The sequence below is a fragment of the Streptomyces sp. TP-A0356 genome, from assembly GCF_001417775.1.
In the GTDB taxonomy this organism is placed as follows: domain Bacteria; phylum Actinomycetota; class Actinomycetes; order Streptomycetales; family Streptomycetaceae; genus Streptomyces.
In genome coordinates this window covers 78,019-96,989 of record NZ_BBZJ01000035.1, presented here as the reverse complement: position 1 = coordinate 96,989, position 18,971 = coordinate 78,019, and the positions used below count along the sequence as shown (strand labels likewise).

The following is an 18,971-nucleotide window of genomic DNA, read 5'->3' as shown; positions in this document are numbered from 1 at the left end:
GGCCCAAGACCTTCAGCCTCCCCGAACGCCGTGAGATCAAGAAGATCGCCAAGTCCAAGCCGGCCGAGCATGGCCTGCCGTTCTCGACCTGGAGCCTGGCCAAGCTGGCCGACTTCCTGGTCGCCGAGGGGGTGGTCGACGACATCAGCCACGAGGGCCTGCGGGCACTGCTCCGCGAGGAGGGCGTCTCGTTTCAACGCGTGAAGACCTGGAAGAGCTCACGCGACCCCGACTACGCGGCCAAGAAGGCCCGCGTCGAGCACCTCTACGCGATCGCCGACGGGGAGGTCGTCCCTGAGGACGGTGAGCCCGAAGTCGTCTTATGCCTCGACGAGTTCGGGCCACTCAACCTCCAGCCCCACCCCGGTCGGCACTGGGCCGAGCGCGGTGGGAAGCATAAGGATCCCAGCCGCGGGCCCCGGCCCCGACGCCGGGCGACCTACACACGACCACACGGGGTCCGCCACCTGTTCGCCGCCTACGACCTGGGCAGGGACAAGCTCTACGGCCACATCAAGCCGAAGAAGAACCGGACCAGATTCTTGGAGTTCTGCCGCTACCTGCGCAGCCTCTACCCGCCCCAGATCCGCATCGCGATCGTGCTCGACAACTTCTCCCCGCACCTGACCACAAAGAAGGACACCCGGGTCGGCGACTGGGCAGCGGCCAACAACGTCGAGTTCGCCTACACGCCGACCAACAGCTCCTGGCTCAACCGCATCGAAGCCCAGTTCACAGCCCTGCGCTACTTCGCTCTCGACGGCACCGATCATGCCAGCCACAAGGAGCAGGGCAGCATGATCCGGCGCTACATCATCTGGCGGAACAAGCACGCTGCCGACGAACGCCTACGCGAGGTCGTGGACAGGGCGAACGTTGCTTGATGCGGCACTAGGCTCCCGTGTCGATGAATGCGACGACATGTCGCCCCCTCAGCCGGTGTGCTTTCCGACACCGTGCCAGGCGGGGCCTGGGTCACCCCATCACGTGAATCCGCTAGATCCGGGGAGATCTCGCTGACCAGGGACGATGGCCGGCTCGGGCGCCCCGCGCGAGCCGGTGTCGCGCCAGGGCGTGAACGCCCCGCCGGGAGGCCGCTGACGGCTTCCCAGCCGTCTTCTGGCGCCCTTGGCCCGCCGGGGCCGAGGCGTTCACGCCCGACTGAGACGGTCGCCGCCGCTGCCCCGGAGCCGTCCCCGCGATCCGCTGGGCACGCCGGACCGTCCGCTTCGCGTCCTTGCCCGGACCGTCCTTCCGGGGCATGGCGGCCGGCCGCCGCGCACCCGCTCACGAGGAGTGGACCACCGCGTCCAGGTGCGGGAGGTAGTGGTCGAGCCGTTCCCGCTTGGTGCGCAGGTAGGTGATGTTGTTCTCGCAGGGCGGGATCAGCAGCGACACCTGCTCGTCGATCTTGATGCCGTGCCGCAGCAGCGCTTCCCGCTTGCGCGGGTTGTTGGAGAGCAGACGTACGGACCTGACGCCGAGGTCGTGGAGGATCTCGGCGGCGACCCGGTAGTCGCGCGCGTCCACGGGCAGGCCCAGGGCGAGGTTCGCCTCGACCGTGTCCAGGCCCTCCGCCTGCAGCTTCATCGCGCGCAGCTTGCCGAGCAGACCGATGCCGCGGCCCTCGTGGCCCCGGAGGTAGACGAGAATGCCGCGCCCCTCGGCGACGATCTCCCGCAGTGCGGTGGAGAGTTGGGGTCCGCACTCACAGTGCGTGGAACCGAAGGCGTCCCCGGTCAGGCACTCGGAGTGGAGCCGGGTGAGCATCCCCTCTTCCCTGATGTCGCCGTACACCAAGGCGACTTGTTCGTCACCGCGGTCGTGGTCGAGGTAGCCGAAGGCCTGGAAATCACCGTACTTGGTGGGCAGGGGGGCGTTGACGACCCGGGTGACCCCGGCAGGAGGGGTATTCACGACTCGGGTGACTCCCGAGCGGTGGGCATTCCCGCGGAGCACGCCGTCGATTTCTGTCATGATCTGTTCCTATCTGGTAAGCGCAGGCGGTACGAGACGAAAGGCCGTGAAGAGATGAGCGGTTCGGGAACTGCGGACACTGCCGGGACGCGGCCGACAGGTGACGCGGTCGCCTGCGGGGCGCTGCCCGCGCACTCCGCCGGTGTGCTGCCGTCGGACACCTCGCAGGACGTACGGGAGCGCGCGGCCGGTCTCCGCCATCAGGTCGCCGTCCTTCCCGTGGGGAGCTTCGAACAGCACGGCCCGTACCTGCCGCTGGCGACCGACACGCTGATCGCCTGTGCGATCGCCCGCGAGATCGCCGCAGCGTATCCGGTTCACCTCCTTCCTCCCGTGACGATCTCCTGCTCGCACGAGCACGCGGCGTGGCCGGGAACCGTGAGCATCTCCTCCGTCACCCTCCATGCGGTGGTACGGGACATCGCCGAATCGTTGCGGCGCTCGGGCGTCGAGGCCCTGGTGCTGGTCAACGGTCACGGCGGGAATTACGTCCTCGGCAATGTCGTACAGGAATCCGCCGGCAGCGGTGTGCGGATGGCGCTCTTCCCGGCCCCGGAGGACTGGGAGGCGGCCCGGGAGCGGGCCGGTGTGCGCACCTCACTGCTCAGCGACATGCATGCCGGGGAAATCGAGACCTCCATTCTTCTGCACTGTCATCCCGAATTGGTCAGGCCCGGTCACGAGACCACGGATTTCATCGCCGACGACCGAAGGCATCTGCTCACCGTCGGTATGTCGGCCTATACGGAGTCCGGTGTCATCGGGCGTCCTTCGCTCGCTTCCGCGGAGAAGGGGAAGCAACTGCTCGCCACGCTCGCCGACTCCTTCGAGGCGTACTTCTCCCTGGTCGCCTCGGACGTGGCCGCCGGCGGCATGCCGGGAACCGCGGGCCCCGAGGGCCGGCACCGCTCTTGACGCCGCGTCAGGGCCGGTGCGCGCGGCGCCGGGGGTGAGCGCGGGTAGGTGGCGTACGGCACGGGGGCACGGAGCGCGTGGGGGGTGCGCTCCGTGCCCGGCACCCGGAGCCGTGACGGCTTCGGGGCCTCTACCATGCCGACGGCGGGGGCGAGTTCGCAACCTGCGGACCTCTCCACGCGCGTGGTGGGGTCGAGTTCGCCGCCTTCGCTCCCGTCGGCGTCCGGCGTCGTAGGCGGGCGCTGGACCGCCGTGTACCACCGGGCGAGGAGTACGAGGATCCCGGGCAGGCTCGCGACGAAGCTGAGCACGCCGTACACGACCGCGACGCCGAGCCCCGTGTCCGCGCCGAGGCCGGCCGCACCGAAGGCCCAGGCCGTGACGCCCTCGCGGGGGCCCCAGCCGCCGATGTTCAGCGGAAGCCCCATCGCGATGAGGGCTAGCAGCCCCAGGGGCAGGAGCGTGGCCGGGGACGCGTGCGATCCGGCGACCCGCGCGGCCACCAGGAACATCAGCAGATGTCCCGCGAGCACGACGACGGACGAGAAGAGGACGACCGGCCAGCTGCCGCGGGCCAGCAGGGCGGTCCGCGCCTCGGCGACGGCGGCGCCGAGCGCGCGGCGACGGCGCGAGGGGCCCGGCGCCCGGCCCATCCGCACCGCCGCCACGACGGCCAGTGCGCCGAGCGCGGCCAGCGCCAGCAGCCCGGCGAGATGACGGGCCTGGGTCAGTACCGGCGAGGGCAGCGTGAGCAGCACCGGCACGCCGAAGGCCACGAGGGCCACCTGACCGGCGGTCCGCTCCAGGACCACGGCGCGGACACCGCGGCCCATGTCACCCGTGCTCCGCCCATGCCGCACGGCGCGGTGCACGTCGCCGAGCACTCCGCCGGGGAGCGCCGCGTTCAGGAAGAGCGCGCGGTAGTAGTCGGCGACGGCGGCGCCGAGCGGCAGCCGGAGGTCGAGCGCGCGGGCGACGCGGCACCAGCGCCAGGCACTGAACACGGTGGTCAGCGCGCCGATGCCGAGCCCGGCGAGCAGGGTGGGGACATCGATCCGGCGCAGCCCGTCGAGGAAGACGCCGGTGCCCAGCCGCCACAGGAGCACGCCGAGGATGGCGGCCCCGGCGACGGTGCCGAGGTGCGTACGCAGGGCGCGCAGGCCGGAGCGGCGACGGGTGGGGGGAACCTCGTCGACCCAGGCGGGCACATGCCCCGCGGTCGCCGCAACACCGGCCTGCGCCGAGGAAGTCGTACCGTCGGCGGCAGACGGAGCACCGGCGCCCACCCGCAGGGCGACGACGGTCTTGGACGGTGCCGTCCGCGTGGTCATGATGTCTCTCCTGTCGGCCGCGGCAGGGCGAGTACGTCGCTGTGGTGCACCACCACGCGCAACTCCCCCGCCGCGCAGGCGGCCAGACGGACCCGAAGATACGTATCCGCACGGGCCACCAGGTCCGGCCGCTGCTCCACGGCCGCGCCGACCCAGCCGCGCAGCCACTCCTCGGTCAGTGCGGCCTGCCGGGGGCCGAGCTGCCAGGGGCTCGGACGCACCCGCACGCTCGCGCCCAGTCGGCCGAATGCCTCACAGGCCGCATCCACCGCGTCCGGACCGAGGAGTTCGCCGCGGCGCTGGTGGGCGTTGAACGCCTCGCCGATCTCCCGGTCCAGGGGATGCGCGGGCGTGAGTTCCACGCGCCCGACGACGGAGAGCGTCAGCAGCGCGGGCACCCCGGCGCCGACGCAGGCCGCGGCGAGCGTGTCGATCTCATCGGTGGTGAGGACGTCGAGGAGCGCGGACGCGGTCACCAGCGAGGCCCCGGCCAGGGCGTCGGGGGTGAGTCGGCCGATGTCGCCGCGCTGGGTGGTGACGCTCACCCGGCTGCCATCGGCCGCTGCCCGGGGCGCCCCCACGGTGGCGAAGTGCAGCAGATAGGGGTCCCGGTCGTGCAGGACCCACTGCTGGGCGCCGTCGAGGAGCGGGGCGAGCCAGCGGCCCATCGAACCGGTGCCGCAGCCCAGGTCGTGCACGACCAGACCGGTGGGGCGGCCGGGCCGGTTCGCGAGCCGGATCCGCAGCGGGTCGAGCAGGTCGTGCGCCCGCGCCGCCGCGTCCGCGGGCTCGCGCAACTGCAGCCACTGGGGGGCGTATCGGGGCACTTCGGGCTCCCCCGTGACGGGCGCCGCCGGAATCGCGGACAGGGCCGCCGGCACGGGGGTGTCCGAGGGTGCCACAGGTCCCTGGGGCAACTCCGCTGCCGTACCCGCCCGGGGCCCCGTCGGAGTCGTATTCGCGCTCATGCCGCCCTCCGGGGGTCGTGGCGCAGCCGGCCCAGGACGCTCGCCAGGCCGCGGGCCGTGGTGGCCCAGCCGTCCAGCGCGGCCCGGCGGCCCCGCGCGGCGGCCTTCAGCCGGCGCCGCACGTCGGCCTCGCCGAACCAGCCGCGCAGCTCCGCCGCGAGCGCGGCGGGATCCTCCGGTGGTACGAGGATGCCGGGCACCCCGCCGTCGGGCGCCCGCCCGATCGCCTCGGGGAGGCCGCCGACGTCGGTGGCGAGGACCGGGATGCCACGAGCGAGCGCCTCGGTGACGGCCATGCCGTACGTCTCGGCGTAGGAGGTGAGGACCATGAGGTCGGCGGCGGCGTAGCTCGCGTCCAGCTCGGCGCCCGACTGGGGTCCGGCCAGGTGCAGCCGGTCGCCGAGGCCGTGCTCGTCGATGAGGGCGCGCAGGCGTGCGACGTACGCGGGATCCTGGCCGAGCCCGCCGACACAGACGCAGGACCACGGCAGGTCGGCGACGGTGGCGAGGGCCTCGATCAGCCGGTGCTGTCCCTTGCGCGGGGTGACCGCGGCGACGCACAGCAGCCGCGAGACGCCGTCGGTGCCGGGGGCGAGGGGCGCGATGTCGGCACCGGGGGCGGCGACATGGACACGGTCGGGGGCGAGCCCGTGGTGGGAGACGAGCCGGCGCACGGCCCAGTCGCTGGTGGCGACGACGGCGGACACGGCCCGCAGCGTGTCGCGCTCCTTGGCGTCGAGCTCGGCCGCGGTCCGCGGGTCGAGGCCCGTCTCGTCGCCGAGGGGCAGGTGCACCAGGACGGCCAGGAACAGGCGTTCGGCTTCGGGCGCGACGATCTCGGGGACACCGCAGGCGACGAGACCGTCGAGCAGGACGACCGTGCCGTCGGGCAGCTCGCGCAGCGTACGGGCGAGCTCCGCCCGCGCCTGCGCCCCGGGCCGGGGCCAGGAGCCCTCGACGGTGTGCTGGTGGACCTGCCAGCCGAAGCCGGGCAGATCGAGACAGATGCGGCGGTCGTAGGCGTTGCCGCCGCTGGGGGCGGCCGGGTCGTCCACGCCGCCGGGCATGACGAAGTGCAGTGTGCTCAGTGACATGGGGATGATGTCGGCGTTCCCGAGGGCCGTGTGCTGCACCGGCACGTAGCTCAGGGACGCGTGGTCGATGGTCGTGTCGGTCACAGGGCACGCTCGTAACTCGCCCAGGCGATGTGCGACTCGTGCAGCGTGACGGTGATGCCCGCGATGTCACGGGCGCTGTCGCCCAGCGCGCCCTGCTGGATCCGCTCGGCCAGGCGGTCGGCGATCACCTTGGCCAGGAACTCCGTCGAGGTGTTGGTGTTCGCGAAGTCGGGCTCGTTGTCGAGGTTGCGGTAGTTGAGCTCGCTCACCACGGCGCCGAGCTCCTGCGTGGCCAGTCCGATGTCGACGACGATGTTGTCGTCGTCCAGCTCGGCGCGGCGGAAGGTGGCGTCCACGAGGAACGTCGCTCCGTGCAGGCGCTGCGCGGGTCCGAAGACCTCGCCGCGGAAGCTGTGGGCGACCATCAGGTGATCGCGGACGGTGATGCTGAACAACGGACGACCCTCCAGGTGCGGTGCGTCTGATCCCCTGCCGGGGGGGCATGTCGTGTAGTACGGCTGACCCTTGCGCGTTGTTCAGCTGCCCGTTCTCCTTGTTTCGACGTTCCCTGCGAGTTCCTCGGGTGTTTCACCGGAGTCCGGGCAACTCGGGCGCCCTAGTCGGTGGCGTACAGCACTCGGTGGCACAACCCCTTGAGGTCACCACTGGCGAGACGTGGCAGCACGCCGGGGAGGTCCTCGAAGGCGGACTCGCCGGTGATGAGTGCGTCGAACGCGGGGTCGGCGAGCAGGTCGAGGGCGAGGGCGAGCCGGTCGGCGTATGTGCGTCCGGCGCGGGCGCGCGGCGAGACGGTGCCGACCTGACTGCTGCGCAGGGTCAGACGGCGCGAGTGGAAGGCCTCACCGAGCGGCAGGGTGACGCGCCGGTCGCCGTACCAGCTGAGTTCGACGACGGTGCCTTCCGGGGCGAGCAGTTCCAGGGAGCGTACGAGACCCTGTTCGGTCGCGCTGGCGTGGACGACGAGGTCGCGCTCGCGGGCCGCGTCCTCGGGTGGCGCGAAGTCCACGCCGAGCGCGCGGGCCGTCTCGGCACGCGCGGGATCGGCGTCCACGAGCTGGACGCGGACGCCGGGATGTCGGGCCAGGAGGGCGGCGACGGAGCATCCGACCATGCCGCCGCCGACGACGGAGATCCGGTCGCCGACCTGGGGCCCGGCGTCCCACAGGGCGTTGACGGCCGTCTCGACGGTGCCGGCGAGGATGGCGCGTCCGGCGGGCACGGTGTCCGGCACGACGGTCACGGCCGAGGCCGGGACGACGTACCGGCTCTGGTGCGGATACAGGCAGAAGACGGTCCGTCCCACCAGTTCGGCGGGGCCGTGCTCCACTCGTCCCACACTCAGATAGCCGTATTTCACAGGTGCCGGGAAGTCGCCCTCCTGGAAGGGGGCACGCATGGCGGCATGCTGACTCTCCGGCACGCCGCCGCGGAAGACGAGGGTCTCGGTGCCGCGGCTGACGCCCGAACACAGCGCGCGCACCAGCACCTCGCCGTCGCCGGGCTTGGGCAGCTGGACGTCGCGCAGTTCTCCCTGCCCGGGCGAGCGCAGCCAGAAGGCGCGTGCTGTGAGGTCCATGTGCGTCCTCCTGAACGATCGGCCGATTCTTCACGTACGCAGCTACGAGAAGTCGCGCACAAGGTACGCGCGAAGATCGAATCTGTCACTTGGCCGGAGGGTGAGCGGTGGCCCTGAACCACACATACGACGCGAGGCTGTTGCAGCAGGAGACGACCGTGGGAGCGGGCGTGCAGGTGCTGCTGCTGACCTTGCTGGGCACGGCGATCGGCATGGGGCCGGCCGGGTGGCTGACGGGCCTGGCGTTCGCGCTCGCCACCTGGGCGGTGCTCACCCGCGCCGTGCTCCGCTCCCGGCTGCGCTCCTTCGGCATGGCCAACCGGGTGACCCTGGGCCGGGCGACCCTGGTGGGCGGGGTCACGGCGCTGGTCGCGGACTCCTTCGAGAGCTCGCCGCCGGTGACGCTCTTCGTGGGACTGACGGCGGTGGCGCTGATCCTGGACGGCGTGGACGGCAAGGTGGCCCGCCGCACGGGCACCTCGTCCGCACTGGGCGCGCGCTTCGACATGGAGGTGGACGCGTTCCTGATCGTGGTGCTGAGCGTGTACGTGGCGATGTCGCTGGGCCCGTGGGTGCTGCTGATCGGCGCGATGCGGTACGTGTTCGTGGCGGCGGCCAAGGTACTGCCGTGGCTGAACGGCGAGCTGCCGCCGAGCATGGCGCGCAAGACGGTGGCGGCATGGCAGGGCATCGCCCTGCTGGTGGCCGGTTCGGGCCTGCTGCCGTTCGCGGCGACCGCGGGGATCGTCGCGTCGGCGCTGGCGTCCCTGGTGTGGTCGTTCGGACGGGACGTGCTGTGGCTGTGGAGCGTGCGCGAGGACGGCCTGGGCCCGGTGGAGCTGGTCGGCGACACCGTGGTGGAGCCGGTCGCGGAGCTGGTGGCGGGCGGCTGAGCCACGGGCCGGGCTTCCGCCGGCCGAGGATCCGCGCTACGGAGCCGTTCTGCCGAGGTCGAGCCGGCCGACACGGGCCACGTTCTCCCGGTCGTCGGCGTCCTCGCTGGCCTCGGCGGCGAACCAGGCGTCGAGGATCTCCTTCAGCAGCGGCTCGGACGTCAACCGCAGGCTGAGCGCCAGCACATTGGCGTCGTTCCAGCGGCGGGCGCCGTCAGCGGTGTACGCGTCCGTGCACAGCGCCGCCCGTACTCCCGGCACCTTGTTGGCGGCGATCGACGCGCCCGTGCCGGTCCAGCAGCACACGACCGCCTGGTCCGCCGTGCCGTCGGCGACCTCGCGTGCCGCCGCCTCCGAGCATGCCGCCCACTGGGGGTCGGCCCCCGGACGCAGCGCACCGTGCGTGAGCACCTCGTGGCCGCGGCTGCGCAGTTGCTCGACGAGGCCGCGGGCCACGGGTTCGTCCATGTCCGAGGAAACGGAGATCCGCATGTTCCGGAGCGTACTCGCTCACGCCCGGCAGGTGGTCACGGCGGCCGACGGGGTACTCGGGCCGCACGAGACGGGCACCCCGTGCGGAATGGGGCGGGAAGGAGCCGGACGTGAGCGGCAGCGAGCGGCTGCGGGAGTATCGCGGCAAACGCGACTTCGGCCGGACCGGTGAGCCCGAGGGCCGGGAGGCGTCCTCGGGGGACGGGGACGAGGTCTCCCGCGAGGCGCCCCTCTTCGTCGTGCAGATCCATGATGCGAGCACGCTGCACTTCGACTTCCGGCTTCAGGTGGGCGACGTACTGAAGTCCTGGGCCATCCCCAAGGGGCCGTCGACCGTTCCCGGTGAGCGGCGCCTGGCCGTGCCCACCGAGGACCATCCACTGGAGTACGCGGACTTCGAGGGCGTCATTCCGGAGGGCGAGTACGGGGCCGGCACGGTGATCGTCTGGGATCGCGGGTGGTACGAGCCGCTGAGCCACGACCGCCGTGGGCGGCCCGTGCCCTTCGAGGAGTCGTTGGAGCGCGGGCACGCCACGTTCCGGCTCCATGGTTCCAAGCTGCGCGGCGAGTACGCCCTCACCCGGTTCCGCGAGGGAGACGACGAGGCCTGGCTGCTGGTGAAGGCGGGCCACGCCCGTGCCGACGGTCGGCGCCCGACGCCGGACCCCCGCCGTGCCCGCTCGGTGTGCAGCGGACGTACGCTCGCCCAGGTCGCCGCCGGCAGCCACGGAGAGTGAACGCTGATGAGCGGCCTCCTGGACACGCTGCCGGCCGAGCAACGACGGCTGCTCGCCCCGGCCCGTCCGGGCGTCGAACTCGCCGCACGGCCCATGCTCGCCACGCTGAGCGACAGACGGGACTTCCCCGGCGGCGAGTGGATCTTCGAGCGGAAGCTGGACGGCGTCCGCCTGCTCGCGGTGCGCGAGGACGACCGGGTCGTCCTGCTGTCCCGCTCGGGACACCGCCAGAACGAGACCTATCCGGAGATCGTCGACGCGATCGCCGCCCAGGAGTGCCGGGACTTCACCGTCGACGGCGAGGTCGTCGCGTTCTCACACGGCCGTACCGACTTCTCCCGTCTGCAGAAGCGGATGGGGCTGACCCGGCGCCGGGACATCGAGGCGACCGGGGTGTCCGTCACGTACTACGTCTTCGACCTGCTGCGGCTGGATGGCATGGACACCCGGCGGCTGCCGCTGCGCACGCGCAAGTCGCTGCTGCGCCGAGCCCTCACCTTCCGTCCCCCGCTGCGCCTGACCACCCACCGCAACGAGGGCGGCGCCGAGCTGCTGGCCCAGGCGTGCGCGCGTGGCTGGGAGGGGCTGATCGCCAAGCGCGCCGGCAGTACGTACCAGCCGCGCCGTTCCACGGCCTGGCTGAAGCTCAAGTGCTCCCTTGGCCAGGAGTTCGTCATCGGCGGCTTCACCGAGCCGTCCGGCAGCCGGGTCGGTTTCGGCGCCCTGCTGCTCGGCTACTACGAGGACGGCCGGCTCCGTTACGCGGGCAAGGTCGGCACCGGGTTCGACCGCCGTACGCTGCTCGACCTGCGCGCCCGCCTCGACGAACTGGCCACCTCGGCGTCGCCCTTCGCCGACCCGGTGCGCGAGAGGGGCGCCCACTGGGTGCGGCCCGTACTCGTGGCGCAGATCGGGTTCACCGAGTGGACCCGGGACGGGATGCTGCGCCATCCGCGCTTCCTCGGGCTGCGCGACGACAAGATGGCGAGCGAGGTCGTACGCGAACACCCGGCCAGGCATGTCGCGGTGTGAGGGCGGCCCCGTACCCGGCTGCGAGAGGATGCGCTCGGTGACGCCGGGCGAGGCGTCCGTGGCGCGTGTCCGAGACCGGCTGCCCTTCGGGGCCTGAAGAAGATGCGGTGATCCATGCCCGACGGCAACATCGTCGAGGTCGATTCCGGCGTGTACCTCGTCGCGGGGAGCAGCACCAACTGGGTGATCGTCAGGGACGGCGACACGGCCACCCTGGTCGACACGGGGTATCCCAGGGACCGGGAGCGTCTCCTCGCGTCACTGGCTGCCGTCGGGGTCGCCCCCGACGGCGTGGCGGCCGTGCTGATCACGCACGCGCACAATGACCACATGGGTGCGGCGGAGCATCTCCGCCTCACCCATGGGACGCCGGTCCTGATGCACCCCGCGGAGCTGGCGCACGCCCGGCGCGAGTTCCTGCACCAGGTCTCGGTCGGCCGGGTGCTGGCCAACGGCTGGCGTCCCGGAGTGCTGCCCTGGGCCGTGCACGCCCTGCGGGCGGGCGGTACGGCTCACATTCCGGTCGTCGAGCCGCAGCCGTTTCCCGAGGAGGGTGGGCTCGACGTTCCCGGGCGTCCGGTTCCGGTCCTCACACCCGGTCACACCGACGGGCACTGCGCCTACCACCTGCCCGGCACCGGGATTCTGATCACGGGCGACGCGCTGGTCAGCGGGCATCCGACGTCCCGTCGGCGCGGGCCCCAACTGCTGCCCCCGATGTTCCACCGGGACCGGGGCCGCGCGCTCGACTCCCTGAGCGCCCTCGAAGGGCTCGACGCCGGCATCCTTCTGCCCGGCCACGGCCCGGTGATCCACACCGCCGTCGGCACCGCCGTCGCACACGCCCGCGAACTGGCGACCCTGGAGAGCCGCCCATCAGGAGCACCATGACCACGACGGCGGCGACGGGCTACGCCCAGGGCAGCGATCACGCCCCTCCGAGGCGATCCGTCCCGCCCAGGGCAGCGGACAGGCCCTTCCAAGGCCACCCGGCCCAGCGTCATGACCGCCCCAGGCAAGTCGCTCCACCCAAGGCAGCGGTCATGGTCCCGCAAGGCCACCCGGCCCGTCCCCGGCGACGCTCACGGCGAAGGCCAAGGCCCTCCCAAGGCCACCCGGCCCGTCCCCGGCGACGCTCACGGCGAAGGCCAAGGCCCTCCCAAGGCCGTCCGGCCCGCTCGGCGACGCTCATGGCGAAGGCCATCGCCCTGCGAGGCCGTCCGCCCAGAGCGGCGATCAGCCCTCCGAAGCGATCCAGCCGCCCGCGGCGGCCCAACGCCCCGCCCTCGATCGCGTCAGCCACCCGCACCCGGCTCGGCGGCCTCCGACTCCACTCGCACACCCGCCGCCCGACCGCCCGGGAGCACCACCCGGCCCAGCGTCATGACCGCCGCCCAGGCAAGGCGTTCCACCCAAGGCAGCGGTCATGGTCCCGCAAGGCCACCCGGCCCGTCCCCGGCGACGCCCATGGCGAAGGCCAAGGCCCCCCAAGGCCACCCGGCCCGTCCTCGGCGATGCTCATGGCGAAGGCCATCGCCCTGCCAGGCCGTCCGCCCAGGGCGGCGATCAGCCCTCCGAAGCGATCCAGCCGCCCACGGCGGCCCCAACGCCCCGCCCTCGATCGGGTCAGCCGCGCACGCCCGGCTCGGCGGGCTCCGGCCGGGTGCGGATCGGCTCGTCGGATGCGCGTGGCACGCCGGTGACGCGGCCGGTACGCCGGGCCGGGACGAGCAGCGCGGCCAGCGCGGCGGCGAGGCAGAGCAGGGCCAGCAGCCCGAAGCCGTGCGTGTAGCCGGAGGCGTAGGGCAGGCCCGAGGGCTGGAGCCGGCCGGTCACCAGGACGCTGGTGACCGCGGCGCCTATGGAGCCGCCGATCGTCCGGATGTTGGCGTTCATGCCGGTCGCGGCGCCGGTCTGCTCGGCCGGGACGCTGCCGACGATCAGGTTCGCCATCGAGGCGAAGGCCAGTCCGATGCCGAAACCGAACACGCCCGCGACCAGGGCCACCTGCCACTGACGGTCGTGCCAGAGGGTGAGGAAGCCGCAGGCGACCGCGCCCAGCGCCGCACCCGCCGTGAGCAGCGCCTGGGCTCCGACCACCGGTTCCAGTCGACCGCTCAGCACGCCCGAGAAGAACATGGCGATCAGCATCGGCAGCATGAGCAGCCCGGACGCGGTGACGGACGCTCCGAAGCCGTAGCCGGCGGAGCCGGGCGTCTGGACGAAGCCGGGAAGGAAGGACCAGATCGAGTACATGCCCGCGCCGAACAGCAGCGCGGCGGTGTTGGTCGTCCACACGGCGGGCAGCCGCATGACGCGCAGGTCGATCAGCGGGGTGCGGGAGCGTGCCTCGGACAGCAGCCACAGCGCGAAGAGCACCACAGCGGCGGTGAACAGTCCGATCGACCTGGCCGATGCCCAGCCCCACTGGCCGGCCTGGCTGAGCGGCAGCAACAGGGCCACCAGCCATGCCGACAGCAGTACGGCGCCGAGCCAGTTCACGCGTCCCACGGCGCGGCTGGGCGACTCGGGTACGAAACGGAGGGCGATCAGGGTGGTGGCGGCGACGACGGCGACGGGGATCCAGAACAGCCAGCGGTAGTCGAGCGCGGAGACGATGGGACCTGCCGCCACCATGCCGACGCCGCCGCCGGCCGCGATCACGGCGGACAGGTTGCTGATGCTGCCGCTCACCTCGGCCGGGGCGAACTCGTCCCGGATGATGCCGAAGGACAGCGGGAACAGCGCGCCGCCGGCGCCCTGGACCGCACGGGCGACGATGAGCACACCGATGTTCGGCGCGAGTGCGGCGAGCAGACAGCCGGCCAGCACGGTCAGCAGTACGGCGACGAGCGTGCGCTTCCTGCCGACGAGGTCGCCGACCCGGCCGAGGATCGGCGTGAAGACCGAGGCGGACAGCAGATACGCCGTCATCACCCAGGTCGCGGTGGACTGCGAGGTGTGCAGGGCGTGCTGGACGGTCGGCAGCGCCGGTGCGATCAGCGACTGCAGCATGGCGAACACGCCCGCACCGGTCGCGAGGACCGCGAAGGTGAGGCGAGTGGAGTTCCGGGGCATCAAGGGCCTCTCCGAACAGGGTGCGGCCGACGTCATCCGGCCGCGGTCGTACGGACCCGGCGGCGCCGCTGGGCAGCGCGGGGCACGCGACGGCCGCGGGGAGCGGTCGCGGAGCGGATGGGAGGGACGGGCGGTGCGGTCTGCGCAGGGCCCGGTGTCGAATCGAGGGGGCACGAGGTCGACGACGCGTGTGGCCGCACGCGTCCATGACGAACGCACCCCGACTGCTAAAGTGGAGGTACACCTCCACTGTAACGGAGGCGCACCTCCGCTTCAACCTCGGTCCGGCCAGGGAGGCAGCAGTGACGGCACAGCCGTTCCCCGTCAGTGAGATCGTCGCGTCCCAGCGGCCGCACCGAAAGGATGCCGCCCGCAACTACGACGCCCTGCTCACCGCCGCCCGCGAGGCCTTCGCGGAGAACGGCGCGGAGGCGTCCCTGGAGGACATCGCCCGCCGCGCCGGAGTCGGCATCGGCACGCTCTACCGGAACTTCCCCACCCGCCGCCATCTCTTCGAGAGCGTGTACGCGGGCGAGGTGAACGCCCTGTGCCGGGTGGCCACGGAGGTCGCGGACCTGGAGCCGTGGGAGGCGCTCACCTCATGGCTGCGCCGGTTCGTGGACTACACGGTGACCAAGCGGGCGATCCGTGAGGCGATGGACGACGAGTCGGACATCTTCCTGGCCTGCCGGGAGTCCATGTACCAGGCGGGCGGCCCCTTGTTCGAGCGAGCGCAGAAGGCCGGACGGGCCCGAGCCGACATGAGCTTCGACGACCTGCTGCGCATGGTCGCCGGGATCACGGGGACCAACTTCCCGGACGACGCGCAGCGTGACCGGGTGCTGAACGTGGCGCTGGACGGGGTGCGAGCGGCAGGCGCGTGAGCGATCGCCGTCAGCTGTTCCAGCTCTCGTCGTACGGATCGCTCGGGGTGGGAACCGGCCTGGCCCGTACGACGTCGAGGAACGGGACGATCCCGCCGTTGACCGGGTCCTTGGTCCGCTTACCGCTGTAGGTGCCGGTGACGTCGAGCCAGGAGTCGGGCTGCAGCACGGGCGGGAGCTTCCCGGACAGACCGACCTTCACCGGCTGGGCGTCGGCGGCACAGCAGTTGAGGGCCATGCGGACGAGGTAGGGCGTACCACCGCTGTCCAGGGCGACGAACCCCTTGATCTCCACCGTCCGGTTGCCGAGGGAACGTCCCTGCCCGTACGCCGCGCGGCCCGCGTAGTCCACCAGGCCGAGCCGGACCGGATCGCCGGACGGCAGGGCCGGGTAGGCCAGGGGCGGCTGGAGCGCCGTACCGGTACGCATGGCGCTGTAGGAGCCCAGAGCGGGCGGGGCGACCAGGATGAGAGCGAACAGGGGCAGGACGAGGAGCCAGGAGATCCGCGGCTCGCGGTGGGAGTGGCCGTGCCCGTGGTCCTGGCCGTCGGACCGCTCGCCCTCGCCGTGCCGGTCGTCGTGCCCGTCGGACCGCTTGTGCTCCCCCTGGCCGTGCCCGTCGTACGGCCCGTCATCGGCCGGCCGCTGCCGCGCCGCCCGCGACCGGCGCAGTTCGTACCAGACGGTGGCCAAGGCGGCCGCGATCAGGACGGCTCCGGCCGCGAGCAGCAGCGGGCGCAGCCCGGCCTTGACGTAGCGCAGATACAGATCGGTGGTACCGGCGTGCAGCATCGCCCCGCCGAGCAGGAACAGCACGGCGGCTTGCGCCTGACGGTTCACAGCAGCACCGCCCCGACCAGGAGCGACCCCAGCACCGCCAGCGCGAAGGTGGCGGGCGCGAACCGCAGCGCGAAGGAGCGGCCGAAGGTGCCCGCCTGCATCGCGAACAGCTTCAGGTCGATCATCGGTCCGACCACGAGGAAGGCCAGCCGGGCGGTGAGGGAGAACTGGGACAGCGACGCGGCCACGAACGCGTCCGCCTCGGAGCAGATCGACAACAGCACCGCGAGGACCGTGAGCGCGAGGATCGCCACCACCGGGTCGTCGGCCGCCGTACGCAGCCAGCTCGCCGGGGCCACGGCCTTGAGGGTGGCCGCGGCCATGGCGCCGACGACCAGGAAGCCACCGGCGTGCATCACGTCGTGCCGTACGGAGCCCCAGAACGCGGCCCCCTTGCTGTGGCCCTCGTACGACGCGCGGGCCGGCGGCCGCAGCCAGTCGGTGCGGCCCAGGCTCTGCCACAGCCAGCCCATCGCGCAGGCCACGACCAGGCTCGCCACGAACCGGGCGAGCACCATCTCGGGGTTGCGCGGGAACGCGACGGCGGTGGCGGTCAGCACGATCGGGTTGATCGCCGGAGCCGACAGCAGGAAGGCCAGCGCCGCGGCCGGTGTCACCCCCCGGCGCACCAGCGCCCCCGCGACCGGCACCGAGGCGCACTCACAGCCGGGCAGCACCGCCCCGGCCACCCCGGCGACCGGCACCGCGAGGGCGGGCCGTTTCGGCAGGGCGCGGGCGAAGAACGACGGCGGGACGAACACCGCGAGGGCCGCCGACAGCAGCACGCCGAGGACGAGGAAGGGCAGGGCCTGGACGACCACCGCGAGGAAGACGGTCATCCAGCTCTGCATCACCGGCGCGGCCAGCGCCCGGCGGATCGGGCCCTGCCCGACGACCAGCACGAGCAGCAGCAGGGTCAGCCCCAGGGAGGAGTTGAACTGCCAGCCCTGCCCCTCGGGCGCCTCTTCGTCATGGCCCCGGTCGATGGGGGCCGGGGCTGCTTTGACGATCGTCACGGGCGGGGTACCTCCGGGAGGAACGGGCGGCGCGGGGGGCTTCCCCCTCCCCTCCTGTACGTCGCGCCGCGCGCCGTGTCTCACCCCGCAACCGGGACTTTGCCGCTCAATGACTCTTCTCGTACGCCGGCCGCGGCTGCCCCTGCGGGGCCGGGACGTGCCGACGGCCGAACAGGGACGGCAGGCTCGGCACCTCCAGGAAGCCCTCGGCGCGTGCGCTGGCGATGCCGATGCGCGGGATGTCGCTGGTCTTCTCGAACAGCAGGAAGCGGGGCTCCCACACAGGCCGGTACTTGGCGTTCGCGCGGTAGAGCGACTCGATCTGCCACCAGCGGGAGAAGAAGGTCAGCACCGAGCGCCACAGCCGCAGGACGGGTCCGGCTCCCAGCCGGGCGCCACGTTCGAAGACGGCACGGAACATCGCGAAGTTCAGCGACACCCGCTGGATGCCGAGGTCGCGGGCGCGCAGCAGCAGCTCGATGACCATGAACTCCATCAGGCCGTTCTCGCAGTCGCGGTCGCGCCGCATCAGATCGAGGGAGAGGCCCTGCTCGCCCCAGGGGACGAAGCTGAGCAGGGCGCGGGGCTCGCCCTCGCCGTCCCGGCACTCCAGCATCACGCAGTTCTCGTCGGCCGGGTCGCCGAGGCGGCCCAGTGCCATGGAGAAGCCGCGCTCGCTGCCGCCGTCGCGCCAGTGGTCGGCCTTCTCGATCAGGCTGGCCATCTCGGACTCGGGGATCTCCCCGTGGCGGCGGATCTGCACGGTGTACCCGGCGCGGCGCACCCGGTTGTGCGCCTGCCGCACGACGCGCATCGCGCGGCCCTCCAGGCTGAAGTCGGCGACCTCCACGATCGCCTCGTCGCCGAGTTCCAGGGCGTCCAGACCGTGTCGTGCGTAGATCGTCCCGGCCTCTTCACTGGCGCCCATGACAGCGGGCGTCCAGGCGTGCCGACGGGCCTCCTCGAGCCACTCCTCGATGGCGCCGGGCCAGGCCTCGGGGTCGCCGATCGGGTCGCCGGAGGCCAGGGTGACCCCGCCGACCACCCGGTAGGTGACGGCGGCCTTGCCGCTCGGGGACCAGATCACGGCCTTGTCGCGGCGCAGCGCGAAGTAGCCGAGGGAGTCGCGCTCGCCGTGCTTGTCGAGCAGGGCACGGAGCCGCCGCTCGTCCTCCTCGCCGAGGAGTTCCCGGCCGCGGGGCGAGCGGAAGCAGGCGTACAGCACGAGGAGGAAGGAGATCGCCATCAGGACGTTGATGGTGATGTCCACCCAGCGCGGCGCGTGCACGTTGTCGATGTGGTCGGCGAGCGGGCCGACGCTGACGCCGCGCAGCAGCGTGTAGGCGATCTTGTCCGTCAGGGAGGCCCCGGGGAACTTGTTGGTCGCGTTCACCAGAAGAGTGCCGATGCCGCCGCTGACCAGGATGCCGCCGGCGGCCACGACCAGCGCGAGCCGAGGGTTGGAGCGGTCGCCCACGGCCCGGAACTCCTTGCGGCCGACCAGCAGCGCGGCCACGAACAGGCCGGTGAGCAGGGCGGAGATCCAGTTGAAGACGTGCCGGCCGTAGTGGTGCTGGGTCAGGGCGAGCACGTAGAGGGCGAAGAGCGGGCCCGCCAGCAGCATGTTGAAGATCCACGCCGCGCGCTTGCGGCGCCGCATCACCAGCGCCAGGAACAGCGCCAGGGCCGCCGAGACCAGACCGGCGGTGGCCAGGTACGGGGTGAAGAACTGGCCGGCGTTGTGCTCGTGGACCTCTTCGCGGAAGGGCAGTGAGACGACCGCCACAATGTTCAGGAGGGCCTGCAGTCGCAGGTACCAGACCGTGGCGGCGGCCGCCCCCGGGCGCAGGCGCGTGAGCAGGGGAGGCCGCTCCCCCGACGTGCTCTGCGGGCGCTGGACGCGCTGCTGGGGGATCACTGGTTGTTGCTGTGCGGGCACCGCGATGACTCACCTTGACAAGAGGCCGGAGTGACCGGCGTGGACGGAAGCTGACACATGGGCTCGGGGCGATTTGCCCTTGATTCTCCCAGACGCTCCCATGGACCCTACATTTCGTAGGGGTAACAGGGACCTCACCTAGGGTAGGAGTCC

General features: G+C 72.3%; 16 protein-coding genes and 2 pseudogenes. 7 read left to right on the top strand and 11 right to left on the bottom strand.

What is annotated here, in order from left to right; translation table 11 throughout:
* Positions 1-884 (top strand): IS630 family transposase (locus ASC56_RS33850; RefSeq protein ID WP_055495431.1); only part of this gene is annotated, 884 nt, incomplete at its 5' end.
* Between the two features lie 403 nt (positions 885-1,287).
* Here the strand turns inward: ASC56_RS33850 and ribA are convergent.
* Positions 1,288-1,977, bottom strand: a complete 690-nt coding sequence (gene ribA / locus ASC56_RS33845) for a GTP cyclohydrolase II (RefSeq protein WP_055495430.1) — start codon at positions 1,975-1,977, stop codon at positions 1,288-1,290.
* A gap of 54 nt (positions 1,978-2,031) precedes the next feature.
* On the opposite strand from ribA, the gene ASC56_RS38885 reads away from it, so the two are divergent.
* On the top strand, positions 2,032-2,892 hold the full coding sequence (locus ASC56_RS38885) for a creatininase family protein (RefSeq protein ID WP_079102889.1): 861 nt from the start codon (positions 2,032-2,034) through the stop codon (positions 2,890-2,892).
* A 341-nt stretch (positions 2,893-3,233) separates the two neighbouring features.
* On the opposite strand, the pseudogene ASC56_RS33835 reads toward ASC56_RS38885, so the two are convergent.
* From ASC56_RS33835 to ASC56_RS33815, 5 genes and pseudogenes are all read right to left on the bottom strand, one after another.
* Positions 3,234-4,223, bottom strand: a pseudogene (locus ASC56_RS33835) (lysylphosphatidylglycerol synthase transmembrane domain-containing protein); the annotation flags it as partial.
* Positions 4,220-5,065, bottom strand: a pseudogene (locus ASC56_RS33830) (class I SAM-dependent methyltransferase); the annotation flags it as partial. The pseudogenes ASC56_RS33830 and ASC56_RS33835, both read right to left, overlap by 4 nt.
* A gap of 122 nt (positions 5,066-5,187) precedes the next feature.
* A complete protein-coding gene (locus ASC56_RS33825; RefSeq protein WP_055495428.1) occupies positions 5,188-6,369 on the bottom strand; it encodes a glycosyltransferase family 4 protein in 1,182 nt (393 codons plus the stop codon).
* The gene (locus ASC56_RS33820) at positions 6,366-6,764 is read right to left on the bottom strand and encodes a 6-carboxytetrahydropterin synthase (RefSeq protein ID WP_055495427.1); all 399 of its coding nucleotides are present in this window, start codon (positions 6,762-6,764) and stop codon (positions 6,366-6,368) included. The genes ASC56_RS33825 and ASC56_RS33820 overlap by 4 nt, the downstream gene beginning before the upstream one ends.
* Before the next feature lie 161 nt (positions 6,765-6,925).
* Complete coding sequence (locus ASC56_RS33815) at positions 6,926-7,906, bottom strand: zinc-binding alcohol dehydrogenase (RefSeq protein WP_055495426.1); 981 nt, start codon at positions 7,904-7,906, stop codon at positions 6,926-6,928.
* A gap of 107 nt (positions 7,907-8,013) precedes the next feature.
* On the opposite strand from ASC56_RS33815, the gene ASC56_RS33810 reads away from it, so the two are divergent.
* Complete coding sequence (locus ASC56_RS33810) at positions 8,014-8,799, top strand: CDP-alcohol phosphatidyltransferase family protein (protein WP_055495425.1); 786 nt, start codon at positions 8,014-8,016, stop codon at positions 8,797-8,799.
* Between the two features lie 36 nt (positions 8,800-8,835).
* Here the strand turns inward: ASC56_RS33810 and ASC56_RS33805 are convergent, their stop codons facing one another.
* Positions 8,836-9,291 carry an RpiB/LacA/LacB family sugar-phosphate isomerase gene (locus ASC56_RS33805; protein WP_055495424.1) on the bottom strand — a complete coding sequence of 152 codons (456 nt, stop codon included), beginning with the start codon at positions 9,289-9,291 and terminating at the stop codon, positions 8,836-8,838.
* Between the two features lie 110 nt (positions 9,292-9,401).
* On the opposite strand from ASC56_RS33805, the gene ASC56_RS33800 reads away from it, so the two are divergent.
* The 3 genes from ASC56_RS33800 to ASC56_RS33790 all read left to right on the top strand — a co-directional run bounded on the left by ASC56_RS33800 (position 9,402) and on the right by ASC56_RS33790 (position 11,951).
* On the top strand, positions 9,402-10,028 hold the full coding sequence (locus tag ASC56_RS33800; RefSeq protein WP_055495423.1) for a DNA polymerase ligase N-terminal domain-containing protein: 627 nt from the start codon (positions 9,402-9,404) through the stop codon (positions 10,026-10,028).
* Positions 10,029-10,034: 6 nt separating this feature from the next.
* The gene (ligD, locus tag ASC56_RS33795; RefSeq protein ID WP_055495422.1) at positions 10,035-11,060 is read left to right on the top strand and encodes a non-homologous end-joining DNA ligase; all 1,026 of its coding nucleotides are present in this window, start codon (positions 10,035-10,037) and stop codon (positions 11,058-11,060) included.
* Between the two features lie 114 nt (positions 11,061-11,174).
* A complete protein-coding gene (locus tag ASC56_RS33790) occupies positions 11,175-11,951 on the top strand; it encodes an MBL fold metallo-hydrolase (RefSeq protein ID WP_055495421.1) in 777 nt (258 codons plus the stop codon).
* A gap of 735 nt (positions 11,952-12,686) precedes the next feature.
* On the opposite strand, the gene ASC56_RS33785 is transcribed toward ASC56_RS33790, so the two are convergent.
* Complete coding sequence (locus tag ASC56_RS33785) at positions 12,687-14,138, bottom strand: MFS transporter (protein ID WP_055495420.1); 1,452 nt, start codon at positions 14,136-14,138, stop codon at positions 12,687-12,689.
* Between the two features lie 302 nt (positions 14,139-14,440).
* Between ASC56_RS33785 and ASC56_RS33780 the strand changes: the two genes are divergently transcribed.
* Positions 14,441-15,022, top strand: coding sequence for a TetR/AcrR family transcriptional regulator (locus ASC56_RS33780; protein ID WP_055495419.1), 582 nt, complete (start codon positions 14,441-14,443; stop codon positions 15,020-15,022).
* Positions 15,023-15,032: 10 nt separating this feature from the next.
* On the opposite strand, the gene ASC56_RS33775 is transcribed toward ASC56_RS33780, so the two are convergent.
* From ASC56_RS33775 to ASC56_RS33765, 3 genes are all read right to left on the bottom strand, one after another.
* A complete protein-coding gene (locus ASC56_RS33775) occupies positions 15,033-15,863 on the bottom strand; it encodes a TIGR03943 family protein (protein WP_055495418.1) in 831 nt (276 codons plus the stop codon).
* A complete protein-coding gene (locus ASC56_RS33770) occupies positions 15,860-16,879 on the bottom strand; it encodes a permease (protein WP_055495417.1) in 1,020 nt (339 codons plus the stop codon). The genes ASC56_RS33775 and ASC56_RS33770 overlap by 4 nt, the downstream gene beginning before the upstream one ends.
* Before the next feature lie 106 nt (positions 16,880-16,985).
* Positions 16,986-18,818, bottom strand: coding sequence for a phosphatidylglycerol lysyltransferase domain-containing protein (locus tag ASC56_RS33765; protein WP_079102887.1), 1,833 nt, complete (start codon positions 18,816-18,818; stop codon positions 16,986-16,988).
* Between the last annotated feature and the right edge of the window lie 153 nt (positions 18,819-18,971).